Here is a 16,771-nt window from a genome sequence, read left to right as displayed (position 1 = left end):
AAAGCAGGGGGGATTTAATTCCCCCATCATTAACCTTGTTCCAGTAAACGCCGCAGATCAATAATCGCCGCATTCGCACGGGAGACATAATTAGCCATAACCAGGGAGTGGTTAGCCAGCAAGCCAAAACCGGAACCATTCAGTATCATCGGGCTCCAAACCGCATCCTGGGTGGCCTCCAGCTCGCGGATAATCTGTCGGACACTGACCGTGGCATTTTTCTTGTCCAGAACGTCAGCAAAGTCCACTTCCACCGCCCTGAGAAGATGTATCAGAGCCCAGGAAGTGCCTCGGGCCTCATAGAAAACATCATCAATCTGTGACCAGGGTGTTTTTACATCAATCAATACAGCATTGTCCGTGGATTGAGCCGCCACGCCGGAAAGGTCGGTATTCAAACGCGGTTTACCAACACTGGCACTCAGACGTTGGGAAAGGCTGCCGAGGCGCGTCTCTACATCCCCCAGCCAGCGCGTCAGATTATCGGCCCGGGCATAAAATTGCGCCGAGTCATTGGGATCGGACAAACGGGCCATGTAGCTGTTCAGCTTATCAATGCCCCTCTGGTATTCCCGCTCACTGGAAGGCAGAATCCAGCTTCTGGCATCAAAATTAAACTGCGGCTCGGCCACCGCAAGGTCCTGGTCTTCCCTTGACTGCGACTGGGAACGACTGAAGTCCTTGCGCAGAGCCCGGGCCATATCACGCACCTGAATCAGAACACCCACTTCCCAATTGGGCATATTATCCATCAGTACGCCCGGTGGCATGATGTCATTGCGCAGGAAACCACCCGGCTTATTCAGCAGCGTACTCGCCAGGGTATAGAGTGTTGCTGTTGTGGTGTAACCAGCGACGACATTCTGAGCATTGTTAGTGGCCAGCTTTTCGGCATTGGCCTTTACTGAGAACAGGTCTGGCTCCTGACTCCAGTACCAGCCAACAAGTGATAGAAGCAGAATCAGTACGCCAGTGCCGACGGCCAGGGCTTTACCATAGATAAGACCCGACATTTTCTGCATACCCGACTGAAAAGCCGATTTAATCTTTTCCAGCGCCATAGTTTCCCCGTTCGTCACCGCTCAGACATTTATCCTGAATATGGCGTTCCAATATGGATGCGCTTCCAGGCGGCCATTATCCTCTAATAATTGTGGTTGTGCGAGTTTCTGTTAGAGCCTGTTGAGGTTTTGTTGCGAGCGCAGTGATAAGCAGTTAACCAAATGAAATCATATTTGGCCAACTACTTAAGAATTCACTGAGTTGAGTTCACCCGATCTTCTTCAGGGCGCATCATGGCAAACAGTGTTTTAACAAACTCCTTCTTCTTGATCTGGTGATCACTCACATAATGAGTGGTTGCCAGCCAGTCGTTAACCCAGTGTTCAAAATCATGAAAACAAATATGTCTGCCCAATTTCATGTGCAGGTTTTCAGTCAGTGCATAAAGGCGTTGTTGCTCTTTTTGCAGCGGATGACTCCATCGGTCAGGTTTGCCGGGATTGTCTTCAGAATACAGAGCGATAAACTTGTTGGCTTTATTCAGGGTAAGCAGGCAGCGAAACAGCAAGCCATAAATACGCTCCCCGGTATTTTGGGGGCTGTTAAACAGAAGGGTTCGAGGTACGTCAAATACCGGCCCGTTTTGCAATTGCTCAGTCAGCGGGTCCAGGTTCTCAGCGAGGTATTCCAGCGTATCGTTCAGTAACCTGGTTTCCTCAGCAAACGACAAACACCATACCGGCCTCTCAACGCCGGGGACGTGAACGGCTAATTGTGCGGCATTTCCATAGACTACCCTGTCATCAATACTGACCTGAAGTCCCATCACTTTTATCCCAAAATCCCCGTCTTTAAGATGAATATTGTAGGCGCTTGGCAGTTTAATCTCCTGACATCCCCGGATTGGCGAGATGATGATACTTTTGAGAATTTCAGAGCCCCTGTCGGTGTTCAGCGTCTGCAGCTTATCAAAAAGCAGTCTGGCCGTTTTTTCTGTCGTACAGATAATGTCAATGTCATTAAATACCTGGCAGATGTTCTGTAAAAAACGGGCGTAAGAACCGGTAATCAGAATGGGGGGATGCGTACAGGAAACATTGATTTCCTGAATAATCTCCAGTGTTTTCAGCGTTAGCGCATTTAACCGCATAACCGGCTTTTGCGGGAAAACCGGTCTGCCTGACCATTGCCTGAGAGTTTGCGCCACGCTGGCGGTCATTGCCCCGGTAGTGAACGTATTTTCTGCTGCATCCCGGGGTAAACTGCCAGACCGGGGTTTGTATGTACCCTGTTGTTTCGATACGGGGTACTCGCAACTGACGACAACAGAAGCCTTATGTTGACTGGCTGAGGGTTCGTATCCATTAAAGCTGTCACTGTTCCACCATGAGTCCACGGCATTTTCCCGTAACAGTAAACCATCCATTACCCAAGCCTCGGAGCTGCACTCTTCAAACCAGCGGCCTAAAGCATGGTGCAGCTTACTTCCTTCAGGAAAACTCTGAAGGCATTCCAGTACCTGGTATTGATGGATTTCCTGTCCATCAATAGGCTGCCTGGTGATGTAGCAGTGTGCCAGAAAGAAAAAATGCAGGCGTGAGTTCTGAAATGAACTCCTCAGTGCATTGATGGATTGCAGTACCTGTTCTGCCGAAACGCCCTGATGATCAATGGTCAATTCTTGCTGCATAGCCATAAATTTCAAGAGACATTGCAGTCGGTGTTGCTCATCTTTAACCGGTACGTTGTTTAATATTTGCAAGGCCTCTTGCAGTGTACCCTGAGCTTCGTTGATATCATCGCACTGCTGAGTTTGCTGCAGCCTTTGCATCAGATACCTGGTTTGCCTTGAGGAATGATCCCCGGGAACTTGATTAAATGCTGCCAATACATCCTTGTTGTCCAGATAGTTGCCATTCAATTTCCTGGCATTCAATGCCAGCTGAGAATAAAAAATAGCGACTTCGAGTAACCCGCCACAGCGTTCATAATCCTTAATCACCTCTTCCGGTGTGACCTGCTGACCATTCAACAGCAGCCCCCTCAGGCAACATTCGGCTTTAAAGCGAGCCAGCGCCAGTGTTGCCCTGGCTGCCTGAAAATCGTTAACCAGCTCATCCGGTGTGACCTGCCGACCATTCAACATCAGGCCCATCAGGCAACACTCCGCCTTGAAGCGCGCTATCGCCACTTTGCCTTCCGGGCTATTCGGGAAGCCCTTAACGACTTCATCCGGTGTGACCTGCTGGCCATTCAACAGCAAACTCCTCAGACAACATTGTTGCTTGAAGCGCACAGCTCCCAGTCTGCCTTCCGGACTATCCGGGAAATCCCTTAACACTTCATCCGGTGTGACCATCCGACCATTTAACGCCAGCCCCCTCAGGCAACATTGTTCTTTAAAGTGTGCCAGCTCCAGTGGTGCTTTGGCGGCCCGAAAATCCCTGACCACCGCATCCGGGGTGAACTGCTTGCCATTGGACAGCAGCCCCTTCAGGCAACATTGCTCCTTAAAGCGCGCTATCCCCAGTTTGCCTTCCGGACTATCCGGAAAATTCATTAGCACTGCATCCGGTGTGATCTGCTGGCCGTACAATGACAGGCCCCTCAGGCAGCATTTCACTTTGAAGCGCACTATCGCCAGTATGCCTTCTGGATTACCCGGGAAAATTTTAACCACCTCTTCGGGTGTGACCGGCTGGCCATGTAACCGCATCCCCCTGAAGCAACATTCCTGTTTAAAGCGCGCTATCCCCAGCTTGCCTTCTGAACTGTCCGGGAAGCTATTCAACACCGCCTCCGGTGTGACCGGCTGGCCGTGCAACACCAGCCCTTTCAGGCAGCATTCCTGTTTAAAGCGCGCTATCCCCAGCCTGCCTTCCGGAGTATCCGGAAACTCCCTGAACACAGAATCCGGTGTCACCTGTCGACCATGCAGCAACATCCCCCTCAGGCAACATTGTTCTTTAAAGCGCGCCAGCTCAAGGGTTGTTTTGGTGGACTGCAAATCCCTGACCACCTCCTCCGGTGTCACCTGCCGGCCATTCAATGGCATGCTTCTCAGGCAACATTCCACTTTGAAGTGTGCCAGTTCCAGTGTTGCCCCGACTGCCTGATAGCCCTTGACCACCGCATCCGGTATAACCGGCTGGCCATTCAACGGCACCCCCTTCAGGCAACATTCCGCTCTGAAACGTGCCAGTTCCAGTGTTGCCTTGATTGCCTGATAATCCCTAACCAGAAAATCTGCATTGATTGGTCGGCCATTCAATAACAGCCCCCTCAGGCAACATGCCGCTTTGAAGCGCGCTATTCCCAGTTTGCCTTCCGGAGTATCCGGGTACTCCTTAACCACCTCATCCGGTGTGATCTGTTGGCCCTTCAATGGCAGACGCCTCAGGCAACATTCCGCTTTGAAACGCGCTATTCCCAGTTTGCCTTCCGGAGTATCCGGGTACTCCTCAACCACCCCATCCGGTATGACCTTCCGACCTTTCAACGGCAAACTTCTCAGGCAACATTCCGCTTTGAAGCGCGCCAGCTCCAGCGTTACTTTGATAGCCTCAAAATCCCTGACCACCGCATCCGGTGCCACCCTCTGGCCTTTGAGCACCAGACCTCTCAGGCAACATTCTGCTTTGAAACGCGCTATCGCTAATTTGTACTTATTATTCCGATCCGGCAGCCGGTTGAATTCCTGAATAACCTGGTCTGTGGTCACTTTTCTGGTGCCATGCAAGATGTTCTGCAGGCAGAGCTTTTGCAGGAAGAAGCCGCTTCTCAGAGATGTTGTTTCATTCCCATAGGTGCAGAGCACCGCAGCCGAGGTGATTTGGCGTCCTTGAAATGTTTTTTTTTGCCAAAAGGCATCCTCAGTACATTTGCCTTTATCCAGGGTGGTAGCTCTATCTCTATGAGACGGATGGTTTATGACTTTTTTACCAGTAAATGAACTTCCTGCGCGGTCACGGATTCCGCTTGAACGGGCTTGTTGGCCAGCCCGCCCGGCAGGCTTTGGGTAGGAGCAGGTTGATGAGGTTGCTTTCAGAATGGAGCCCTGCACACTTTGACTATAAATACCGCCGTTTGACCTCAAAATGATGATCAGGTTCACACCATTCTTATTCTGGCTGCATCATCGCCAGCAGTGCCTTAATAAAGTCCCTTCTTTTGAACTCGTATTCATTAACATGATGGGCGGTTGATAGCCAGTTGTTCACTCTTTGCTCAAAATCACTACGACAAACATGGCCAGACAATTTTGTTTGCAGATTCGCCGTCAGTATATACAGCCGTTGTCGTTGTTCTTGCAGCAGGTTAATCTGGATCGGTGTTCCGGGTTTGTCTTCAGAGTGCAGATCGATAAACTGCCTGGCTTTATGCAGAGTAAGCAGCGATCGCATAAGCAAACCATAAATACGTTCCCCGATGTTTTGGGGAGTGTTAAAAAGAATGGTTCGTGGCAGGTAAAAAAACTCTCCTTTTTGTAATTGCCTGGTCAGTGGATCAATATTTTTTGCGAGATATTCCAGGGTGTTGTTCAGTAATCGGGTTTCTTCGGCAAACGACAGACACCATACCAGCCGCTCAACGCCAGGAACCTGAACGGCGCATCGTGAGGTATTGCCATCGGTTACTCTCACGTCAATACTGACCTGAATCCCCATTGCTTTCATACCCAAATCACCGTCTTTCAGGTGAAGGTTGTAGGCCTTTGGCAGTTTAATCTCCTGACATCCCGGGATGGACCAGATAACGATATTTTTGGGAATTTCCGCGGCCCTGTTGGTGTTAAGTGCCTGCAGCTGGTCAAACAGTGTTCTGGCAGGCTCTGCCGCCGTACAGATAATGTCAATATCATTGAATGATGAGCAGCGGTTCTGTAAAAAGCGCGCGTAGGAACCGGTAATCAAAATGGGGGGATGGCTATAAGAACCATTGATTTCCTGAATAAGCTCCAGTGTTTGTAGTGTTAGCGCATTTAACTGCGGATGCCTGTTCAGGAAACCCGGTTCAATGGACCATTGCTTCGGCGCTTGAGCCGCACTGTTGGCAACTGCCTGAGTGGCAGACGTATTTTCTGTTTCATTCCGATATTCACCGGCCTGACAAGTTTGAACGGCTGAGACTGCGTATCTGTGGGGACTATTGCGCCTTGGGGCAGCGGCCCGTTCCTGTTTGAACAGGAATTCATTCATTATATTGGCTTCAGGGCTGAATCGTTCAAACCAGTAGCCTAAAGCATGGCGCAACTTGCTTCTTTCAGGAAAATCCTGAAGGCACTCCAGAACATGGCTCCTATGGATTGTTTGTCCATCAATAGACTGTCTATTTATATAGCAATATGCCAGGAAGAAGAAATGAGTACGTTTATTCTTAAATGAGTTCCTGAGTGTTGTGATGGATTGCAGTACCTCTTCTGCTGACACCCGCTGCTGATCAATCAGCAACTCATACTGCATCGCCGTGAATTTCAGGATACATTGCAGCCGATGTTGCTCATCTTTTTTTACCGGTGCGCTGTTTAATATTTGCCAGGCCTGTTGAATAATAGCCTGAGCCTCGTTGGTTTCATCGAACCACTGACGTTGTTTCAACCTTTGCATCAGGTATTCAGCCTGCCTTGAAGAATGATCTCCGGGGGCTTCATTAAACGCGGCTAATACTTGCGGGTTATCCAGACAGGAGCCATTCAATTCTCTTGCATTCAATGCCAGCCGGGTCTGAAAAATAGCGCTTTCGAGCAACCAGCCACCGCTTTCAAAATCCTTAACTACGGCACCCGGTGTGACCTGCCGACGATTCAACGCCAGGCCTTTCAGGCAACACTCCCCTTGAAAGCGCACCATCGCCAGTTTTCCCTCCCGACTATCCGGAAAATCATTGGCCACCTCATCCGGTACGACCTGCTGCCCCTGCAACATCAGGCCTCTCAAGCAACACTGTTCCTTAAAGCGTGCTAACCCCATTCTGCCATCTGAACTACTGGGGAAACTCTTAACCACCGCATCTGGCGTGATCTGCTGGCCATTCAATGGCAGCTCCATCAGGCAACACATTTCCTTGAAGCGTGCTATCGCCAGGCTGCCCTCCGGGCTATCCGGGAAGCTCTTAACCACCTCATCCGGTGTGACCTTCCTGCCACGCAAAACCAGGCCTTTCAGGCAACAGTCTGCTTTGAAGCGCCCCAGCCCCAGCCTGCCTTCCCGACTATCCGGGAAATCCCTGACCACCTCATCCGGTGTGACCGGCTCGCCATGCAACAGCAGGCCCAGCAGACAACAGTCTGCTTTGAAGCGCGCCAGCTCCAGTGGTGCTTTAGCGGTCTTAAACTCCTTAACCACCTCATCCGTTGTGACCTGCTGACCATTCAATGCCAGACCTTTCAGGCAACATTCCGCTTTAAAGCGTGCCAGCTCCAGTGGTGCTTTAGCTTCCTTATAACCCTTAACCACCTCCTCTGTTGTGACCGGCCGACCATTCACTGCCAGAGCTTTCAGGCAACAATTCTCTTTGAAGCGCGCCAGCTCCAGAGGTGCCTTGATGGCCTGAAAACCCTTAACCACTGCAGCCGGTATGACCTGCTGGCCATTCAAAGACCACCCTCTCAGGCAACATTCCGCTTTGAAACGCACCAGCTCCAGTGGGGCTTTGGTTGCCTGATATTCGACCTGCTGATCATTCATCGCCCCCCCCTGGCGAGCCTCTGTGTTGCAGCGCGCCTGCTCCGCGTCTGCTTTGGCGACCTGATAATCCTTAACCACTTCATCCGGCGTGATCTGCTGGCCATTTAACGCCAGGCCTCTCAGACAACATTTTTCCTTAAAGCGTGCCAGCCCCAGTAGTGCGTTGGCTGCCCGATAATCCTTAACCACCACCTCCGGTAAGACCTGCTGACCGTGCAACACCAGGCCTCTCAGGCAACATTCCATTTTGAAGTGCGCCAGCAACATCGTTGCTTTGGCTGCCTGATACTCCCTGACCACCTCATCCGGCGTAACCTGCTGGCCATTCAGCGTCAGACCTCTCAGGCAACATTCCTTTTTGAAGTATGAAAGTTTCAGCTTTGCGTTGACTGCCTGATACCCCTGAGCCACTGCCTCCGGTCTGACCTGATGGCCATTCAGCGGCAGCTCTGTCAGGCAACATTTCTCTTTGAAGATCGCCAGCCCCAGCTTGCCTTCCTGACTGGCCGGGAAAGCCTTAACCACCTCATCCGGTGTCACCGGCTGGCCATTCATCATCTTGCCTTTCAGGCAACAATCCGCTTTAAAGCGTGCCAGCCCCAGTTGGCCCTTCAGACTGTCCGGGAAATCCTTAACCACTTCATCCGGTGTGATCTGCTGGCCATTCAATGCCAGGCCCTTCTGGCAACATTGTTCCTTAAAGCGCGCTAATCCCAGTTTGCCCATCAGGTTGTCCGGGAAATCCCTGATCACCTCATCCGGTGTGACCGGCTGACCATTCAGCCGCAACCCCCTCAGACAACATTCCGCTTTGAAACGCGCCAGCTCCATCGTGGCGTTGATTGCCTGAAAATCCTTAGCCACCGTATCCGGTGAAATCTTCTGGCCCCTCAAGGGCAGGCCCTTAAGGCAACAGTGTTCCTTAAAGCGCGCCATCCCTAACTTGCCTTCCCGACTCTCCGGGAAATCCTTAATCACCGTCTCCGGTGTGACCAGTCGGCCATTCAACCTCAGCCCCGTCAGGCAACATTCCTCTTTGAAGCGTGCTATCGCTATTTGGCACTTGTCATTTCGCCCTGGCTTTCGGTTGAGTTCCCGAATGACCTGATCCGGGGTCACTTTGCTATTGCCATGTCGAATGTTCTGCAAGCAAAGTTGCTGCAAGAAAAAGCCGCTTCTAAAAGATGTTTTATCCTTTCCATAGGCGGTAAGCACATCAGCCGTGTTGATTTGACGCCCTTGTAATGGTTTTTTCTTCCAAAAGGCATCCTCAATGCGCCTGCCATCATCCAGCGTGATGGCTGTGCCTGTGCGGGACTGGTGGTTTGAAACCTTTTTGCCGTTAAATTTACTTCTGGAGCCGCCAGGAATTCTGCTTGAACCGGCTTGTTGCCCCCCGGCAGGCTTTGGGTGGGAGCAGGTTGATGTGGTTGCTTTCAGAATCCCCCCCTGCACACGTTAACTATAAATTCCGCCGTTTGACCTCAAAATGATGATCAGGTTCCCTCCATTGCCGCTGAACCATTCAGAGTAACTCGGGATGTCCCAGATAATATCCCTGACCACCAGCAACACCCAGCTGTTTTAATGCCTCCCACGCCTCTTCCTGTTCAACGCCCTGGGCGAGAACACTCATATCCCGGGACTCAGCCATCATGGACAGGGTTCTTATGTACAATTGATTCTCATAACTGGACGTCAACTGTCTTGCAAAACTGCCGTCCACTTTCAGGTAATGGGCATTAATCATCTGCAGGAATGTCAGCGCCTGGCTGGACACACCAAAATGATCAATAGAAAACTGACAACCGGTTGCCACCAGTGTATCCACCCGTTCTGCAACCCTTTCTCCCACCAGCATAAGGGAGCGCTCAGCCGTTTCCAGAATCAGACGCCTGGCCAGATCCTGACGCAGTCTGAGGGCATCCAGCAACCAGTGATAAAAATCATCATCCATCAGCGAGTAAGGTGAGATATTCAGGCTGTAGGTTCGATAGTCATCCCGGTCATCCATATAATCCGCCAGGGCAAAAAATACCGCACGATCAAAGGCACCATACAGATCATAGCGCTCAACCACAGGCATAAAGGCATCGGCAGACACCACTTCACCGTTCAGCTTTATCCGTGCCAGTACCTCCGTAAACGCTACTTCACCATCCACTCCCTTAATGGGCTGGCCATACAGTTCGATAAGGCCTTTTGCCATCACCTCTTCCAGCGCTTCGACCCATTGAGTGTCACTCCATCCCATGTATGGATAACCAGACTCACCACTGATATCCATCACATCCCAGCAATTTTTAACCCGGGCCTCCTGTTCAAGCAGCTGCTGATCACCATGCTCCAGCAGCAGCTCCGGGGAACAGCGCCCCTGGTGAGTCACTGCGGCAATATGCAGGCTATTGCTACCTTCCGGTGACGAGAAAAACTCCATGGCCACCAGAACCTTGAATAACCGTTCCGTAATCTTACGGATTTCATCGACATTGCAGGCGGGCACACACACGCTAAAACCGGATCCATTCCAGCGGCCAGAAAAAGCTTCAGGCCAGGCCAACAGGGTTTTGCCCAGCCAATAGCTAACTGTCACCAGCAGGTCATCAACAAACTTTTGTCCATGACACCGGTTCAATGCCTCCAGCCCTCGCACCTGAATCATGATCAGACTGGCACCCGCCTCACCGATGTCTTCACTTAACACGGTCTTCATCCGACGGTTAAAGGCCCGTCGATTGAGTAATCCGGTCAATGGATCCTTGACCGACTTGCGACGCAGCTCTTCTGTCAGAGCCACCTGCTCAGAGAACGCCTTTTCCAGCTTCTCTGCCATCCGGTTCATGGCCTGAACCACTCTGCGCAAGTCTCTGGTTTTTGGTAACTCGGGTTGTATCTCAAAATGACGGTCACAGATTCGGTTCGCCTGCTGCTCCATCCTTGTTAAAGGCCGGAGAACCACTCCCAGCAGCATATTCAATCCGACCATGGCAACGATCAAACTGACACCAAATAGCAGCGCATCTTTGCTCACCTTGGACCAGAGACTGCGGTAGGCATAACCCGGATGACTGGCCACCAGAAGCTGCCCCATGGGCACCCAGCCACTGTTAATCTCGCTGGTGACTGCCGGAGTTTTCAGGTCAATCAGTTTCACAAACCAGTCCGGTACACCCTCCAGCGTTCCTGGGTGCTCACTGTTGACCAGAACGTTGCCCGACATATCGGTAAAACGAATCTGCCGGTAGTAACCACGATCAAAAACCGCATCAATTATCGAATCCATAGCGGCAATATTGCCAGCCCCGGCGGAAGCAATAGCAACACCAAGGGAGGTGGCCGTATCCTGGGAGTGAGAGTTCAACTGTTCCTGAAGGTAATGACGGGCATCATTGACTGACAGCACGAAGCTGCCAGCAAACAACAGAATCAACAGCAAAGTTAAAGATAGTGCCAGTTCACGAAGTAGTGTCATGGTGGCATCCCTGTCCGTTTTCAGTTCCGGGGAAAGCAGGATAAGCCATCAGCTGCTCCCGTCATTCAGTCGTCCCTGACTGTTCGACTTCTGCAGCCGCCGGCGCAGCTCAGTCCAGGTCTTTATCTTGCTGGACTCGCCGATGCGAACCCCTTCACCACGCTGACGGGAAAGCCAGAGTCCGTCACCGTTAAAGTTATAAACGGGAACCAGATCTGTGCGATGACTGGCGGGACGAATCTCACTGACCAGGTTGTCCAGAATCAACGGCTCTTCCCCCGGACCGGCGAAGTAACTGAGCACCATATGGGCCTGATCAAGCTCAACCGCCTTTACGTAGGTAATCCTCAGCTTCTCATCGGCCACGCCAAGCTCACGAAGGGTAAAATACTTGGCAATGGAGAAGTCCTCACAATCACCCGCGCCGCTGGCCAGCAGTTCCACCGGGGTTGCCCAGAAATCCTCTTCCCCCCAGTGGTCAATATCATGCACAAAGCGCATTCGGTTAAAGAAGTCATTCACTTCAACCAGCTTCCGGGGTTCTGGCAGCTTCCTGCTGTAGGTCATCAGATTCTGCCAATGGGTAAGCCGTTCAGCGGCAGCGATGCCGTAGAGCTCCCGGGCACTATCCACCAGGGCTTTACCCACCACCAGGTCGCCAGCCAGCACCACGGCAACGAACCAATGTCCCCATTTGAATGGAAGAAGGTGGGATAGCATCCAGAATATTTCCAGCCGATTCCTGATCTTATATAGAGTCGGCAGTGATCAGCCGAGCCTGTAAGGAAAAACCGTCAAAAGGCGATAACAGGGTTGGCGGCGGGGTAAATCTATGCGTATAATCCAACCGCTTCAGGGCCTATAGCTCAGTTGGTTAGAGCAGCGGACTCATAATCCGTTGGTCCCAGGTTCAAGTCCTGGTGGGCCCACCATATACACCGATACTTTCAAGATAAGTACTTGCTCACAACCTCTCCATAAATTCTTATCTGCGCCTGCTATTGCGCCTGCTTTCTGTCGGAATGTATTAGAACTGTAAGGGACAAACCTTTTCTTCTAACAAGACAGAAATCCCTTTGCTTATTCACTCCATTCTTTCTGCGATTCTCAATTCCAGCGAAATTGAAAATTAAAAATACTTAAAAATGCATACCCGAAAATACCCGAGAAAATAGCATCAGGCTCTTAGCAAAAATAAAGGACACCCAAGAATTTGACTAATCGGCCACACCGTCTATTTTTCCTCTGGAGCCTCTTAAGGGCATTAAGGATATATACCCAGTAACCAAAAAAAATGACATGACGACCGCCCGAAAAAACCTCATAGATCCAGCCAGTACGCCCTACTACCACTGCATGGCGCGCTGCGTTCGCAGGGCTTTCCTGTGCGGCAAAGACAATTTCTCAGGCAAAAACTATGAGCATCGCAGGCAGTGGGTGGTTAATCAGTTGAAAGCGCTTTCTGGTATTTTTGCTCTGGAAGTCTGTGCTTATGCGGTGATGTCGAATCATTATCATGTGGTGCTCCATATTAATAGTCAGCAAGCAAAAAAATGGGACACCAAAGAAGTCTTGCAACGCTGGACGCAGCTGTTTTCTGGCCCGCACCTGGTTCAGCGTTATCTTGCCGGGGACCAGCCAGACAAAGCAGAGCTGCTGCGTGTCGAAGAATATGCCCAAGAGTATCGAGGTCGTTTAATGGATATCAGCTGGTTCATGCGCTGCCTTAACGAATACTTAGCCCGGCTGGCCAATAAAGAGGATGAGTGCAAAGGGCGCTTTTGGGAAGGTCGTTACAAAAGTCAGGCCCTGTTAGATGAGGCTGCATTGCTGACTTGCATGGCCTATGTCGACTTAAACCCCATCCGGGCAAAAATTACCGCAACGCTGGAAACCTCAGAGCATACCTCTATTAAAGAGCGCATTGAGTCATACGACAGCGCAAGCGGAAAAAAACAAAAGGCGCACTTGAAACCGTTAAAAGCTCAGGGTCAAAACCCTGAACAGGCAATTCCATACCCACTCTGTAGCTACTTTGAACTGGTTGACTGGTCTGGTCGAATTGTCCGCAAAGGCAAACGTGGTCGTATAACTGACGGTGTACCAACTATCCTGGAGCATTTGGGTATTGACCCAAATGAATGGCTGGAGACTATGCGCTGGAAGAATCGTTTTCGCCGCGCAGTCGGCAAGCTGGCTTCACTGAAGGCTTATGCAGAAAGCACCGGAAAATGCTGGGTTCATGGGATGTCTGTGAGCGGTGTTCTCTATCCTACCTGATCAACGCATTTTCATTTACTTTAATGTGACCAGAATTTTCTGAGTGCTCTTTCTTATATTGTCTCGATATTATCTTCTATCTAGCTGTTGCTGAGTACTTTTTATACTCTTCCTGCTTGGTATGAATGAGAATTTCTTTAAAATGATCAATACTATCATTTTAAAAAATGGGTGTCCTTTTTCACTAAAAAATGGGTGTCCTTTTTCACTAAAAAATGGGTGTCCTTTTTCATTTAAAAATGGGTGTCCTTTTTCATTTTTTCCTTTTTCATTCCTCCTTTTTCATTCCTTTCATTCCTGCTTGGTCAAGCTGACTTGAACAAGACTGAAGGGAGTACCGGGTTGACCCGAAGTGCATTCAGGTCCAGGGGAGATATCAAGCATCTACCAAGGATAGTTGAATACATGACTTTTGATGCTTGAATTATGGTTTTAGCGAAGAGTTACTCAGGATCAGAGGATTTTACATGAAAAGCCTTGGGGTGTGCGATTTTCAGGCTGATTTCTTAGTTGGGAATTCGCGGATTCAAGCTTTAGCAAAACTGTGAAAATAGCCGTCATTGACATATATCAATATTTGATTGATTTAAGTAAAAATACCTACCGCTCTTCTGCTTCCCTCAGTAAGCTAAAAGCATTGTTGGAGCGCCTTCATGATAGATAAGAACGAAGGTGTGTTTGCTCTTATTTAGTTTTTTTGAGTATTGAATAATGACAATAAATCCCCCCCTGACGATTCTTTTTTTGGTCTTGGGAATAAGCTTTACGTTTAATAGTTCAGCCAATAATCTTGCGTCTGATGGAAAGTTAGGCTCATCATCGGTTGGAGAGATACCCGTAATCCTCCAGATGCCACAGCTAGTTAAGATAAGTGCGCTGGATGCAGTTAATTTTACAGAGAGCGATGTTGCAGGTAGCCTGGGTGGTTTAGAAAAGGAAGAAAGATTCTGCGTGTATAGTAACAGCAGCGATGCTCAAAACACCGGACAATACTCTATTACTTTTTCTTCAAACAATCTTATTGACGGGGCTTTTGCAATGTCGTCCAGTGCGGGCGGAGACTCGATCCCATATAGTTTAAATTACAATCAAATCATACCTGGAGAATCTACGGTTGAGCTGGTAAATGTGCCACCAAACCGAGATATACCTAGTAGAGGAGCGAACACTACATCATATGATTGCAGCGGCCAAGAAACGGCTTATATTAAGGTTTCTATAACAGGGGAGGCACTGCAAAGAGCAGCAAATGGTTCTTACTCAGATGTTTTGATAGCGACTGTTTCTACGATATGATAAAGAAATTTTTTTGTTGCCTCAACAAGAATATATAAAGTTAATGATTGCCGGTAGTTCGATCTCCACCGGCAATTTCTATTTGATTTTGGCAAAAAAATTCAAATATTTACTGTGCTTCACAACCTGATATAACCAAATTTGCCATAGCTCTGGCTACTGCCACATACAAAAGACTCGATTCCTTTTCTGAGTAACGTTTCTATCCGGCATCCCCAAAATCATCTTCCAGTTTTGCAAGACTCCACTCTCAACCTTGGATTTATGGGCAGTAGATAGCATAAGGTCAGCTTAAGTCTATGGATAGATAGTGCCTGTCCGAAAACCCTAAGCCCCTGAAAATCAATGCCTGCGGCCCAACATAGTCTCTAAAGATTTCTCAAAAACAGGCAGTTTTCAAATTTATGCGCCAATGCATCAATCCGCAAATGCAGTTGGGTGAGGTTGATATCTCGGCTGTCACTTTCAACCTAAAATCCAGAGACGACATCCCTCGTCTTTTACGGGCTTTCCAGCACATCTATACTCATCCGGAACTCCGGCAGCAGGTCTTTGACGTCCTTGAGACAATGATTACTGCATCCCGGAACGATGGTCGTCCCGGCATGAGCCTATGGAACATGCTGGTCTTTGGCACGCTTCGACTGGTGACGAACTGTGATTATGACCGCCTTCAGGAACTGACTGTGAGATCCGGAAGAGCCAGCGTCAACATGATATTGAGATGGCACATCTTGTTGTACATCTCAGGATTATCCATAAAGCTGAAGACACTCTGCTTGAATTGATCAGGCTTCAACCGGCTGAGCCCAGGCTTGAGAATCTCAAATATCACATTGCTCACGGTAATCTCCAGATCCAACTGATATATCGCAGGGTTATCAAACAGGAAGTTATTCCCCACGTTGAAAAAGTGTTTTCGATCCTTGACCCCCACACAGAATGGATCAGCAAAGGAAAAGCCGGAGTTCCGGTGGAGCTGGGGTTACGGGTTTGTGTACTACAGGGTCAGTTCGGTTTACCCTCCATCACCTTGTCATGCAAAAGCAAACAGACGACCAGGTTACAGTTCCTCTAGCGGAAGGGGCGAAGAAACGCTTTCCTGCCCTGAGTCAGGTCAGTTATGACAAAGGGTTCTGGAGTCAAATGGACTGGACAAGTGTCCGGATAGAGGGTTGGATGCCTTCAAGCGCTATGTTGCTTTGGCTGTTGTTGCCAGTAACCTGAAGCGCCTTGGAAAGATATTGCTAACGTGACAGGCAATAGCCCAAGCCTGGATAGAACGCTGTATTGGTTTTTACGATCATGCAGGCCATGAGGCTTTTGCATATATATCAGATGAGAAATTTGACTATTTTATGAACATATAATCAAAAACACAGTCAACATGCTTGACCAGCTGTATGAAATTTAGCCACCGGAAGTAATGTGGCGAAGCTGATAGTTAAATTAGATGGGTTTTCTGACAGGCACTATTTATACACGGCTATGCTATACCCCTTGCCAGACTCTTAAGAGCACTGCCAACGCCCATCAGCGCTTGAGTGGTTTAGCATATTCCGGTTTGATGCCAAGTGTTTCAAGGTAATCTGGCAGGTTGAGTATGCAGAGGAAATCGGTCCAGGGTAAAAAAGTAAACTTATTCTGGAGAAGGTGTCGTATATCGCGAGCTTCCGTGGAGTATAGAAAAGCTGCCAGCCTGTTCACATCACTCAGGCTTTGCATATGAGCCTCATATAACGCATCACTGCTGATCTCTATTTCTGTGGGCAACTGTCCTGTGGCACCATCAATGCCCTGCCGGGCTTTTGCCAGATTATGGATATCCATGCATCCCTTTGCTGTTGACTCTAATGCCTTGGGGTCAATCCCTGCTTCAATCATCCCCCGCCGGAAATGGGAGTCTCTTTTGATCAAGTAGTACAAAAGACATGCCTGATAACAGGGGATTGGCAGGTTTTTATCCTCTTTGGTCAAGCTTTTTATCTTCAATCAGGCTGGTCTGTGTGGGGTGAAGCCGGTAACGGCCTTTTTT

8 protein-coding genes, 1 tRNA gene and 2 pseudogenes are annotated in these 16,771 nt (G+C 49.4%); 5 read left to right on the top strand and 6 right to left on the bottom strand.

The genetic code is table 11. The features are described from left to right. Positions 1–29 precede the first annotated feature (29 nt). The 5 genes from J7438_RS13920 to J7438_RS13900 form a co-directional block, all read right to left on the bottom strand. On the bottom strand, positions 30–1,013 hold the full coding sequence (locus tag J7438_RS13920) for a DUF2333 family protein (protein ID WP_209277042.1): 984 nt from the start codon (positions 1,011–1,013) through the stop codon (positions 30–32). A gap of 242 nt (positions 1,014–1,255) precedes the next feature. After that, positions 1,256–4,741, bottom strand: coding sequence for a hypothetical protein (locus tag J7438_RS13915; protein WP_209277025.1), 3,486 nt, complete (start codon positions 4,739–4,741; stop codon positions 1,256–1,258). A 382-nt stretch (positions 4,742–5,123) separates the two neighbouring features. Continuing rightward, positions 5,124–9,143: a hypothetical protein gene (locus J7438_RS13910; protein WP_209277024.1), complete on the bottom strand. Its 4,020-nt coding sequence runs from the start codon at positions 9,141–9,143 to the stop codon at positions 5,124–5,126. A gap of 70 nt (positions 9,144–9,213) precedes the next feature. Further along, positions 9,214–11,160: a bifunctional diguanylate cyclase/phosphodiesterase gene (locus tag J7438_RS13905; RefSeq protein WP_209277023.1), complete on the bottom strand. Its 1,947-nt coding sequence runs from the start codon at positions 11,158–11,160 to the stop codon at positions 9,214–9,216. Between the two features lie 48 nt (positions 11,161–11,208). Beyond that, a complete protein-coding gene (locus J7438_RS13900) occupies positions 11,209–11,880 on the bottom strand; it encodes a transglutaminase-like cysteine peptidase (protein WP_209202884.1) in 672 nt (223 codons plus the stop codon). A gap of 135 nt (positions 11,881–12,015) precedes the next feature. Between J7438_RS13900 and J7438_RS13895 the strand changes: the two genes are divergently transcribed. The 5 genes and pseudogenes from J7438_RS13895 to J7438_RS27740 form a co-directional block, all read left to right on the top strand. Next, positions 12,016–12,092, top strand: a tRNA-Ile gene (locus tag J7438_RS13895). A gap of 367 nt (positions 12,093–12,459) precedes the next feature. Further along, entirely contained in the window at positions 12,460–13,440 is a 981-nt protein-coding gene (locus tag J7438_RS13890) for a transposase (protein ID WP_209277022.1), read from the top strand. A 711-nt stretch (positions 13,441–14,151) separates the two neighbouring features. Continuing rightward, entirely contained in the window at positions 14,152–14,736 is a 585-nt protein-coding gene (locus tag J7438_RS13885; RefSeq protein ID WP_209202882.1) for a hypothetical protein, read from the top strand. 404 nt (positions 14,737–15,140) lie between these two features. Further along, a pseudogene (locus J7438_RS27745) lies at positions 15,141–15,419 on the top strand (ISNCY family transposase); the annotation flags it as partial. A gap of 128 nt (positions 15,420–15,547) precedes the next feature. Further along, positions 15,548–15,992 (top strand): annotated as a pseudogene (locus J7438_RS27740) (ISNCY family transposase); the annotation flags it as partial. Between the two features lie 277 nt (positions 15,993–16,269). Here the strand turns inward: J7438_RS27740 and J7438_RS13875 are convergent. Further along, positions 16,270–16,728: a hypothetical protein gene (locus J7438_RS13875; protein WP_209277021.1), complete on the bottom strand. Its 459-nt coding sequence runs from the start codon at positions 16,726–16,728 to the stop codon at positions 16,270–16,272. Between the last annotated feature and the right edge of the window lie 43 nt (positions 16,729–16,771).

The organism is Thalassotalea sp. G20_0, from assembly GCF_017744175.1.
Taxonomy (GTDB): Bacteria; Pseudomonadota; Gammaproteobacteria; order Pseudomonadales; family Endozoicomonadaceae; genus Endozoicomonas.
Note: the sequence above shows the minus strand (reverse complement) of the source record. Positions and strands in the feature narration are given on the sequence as shown.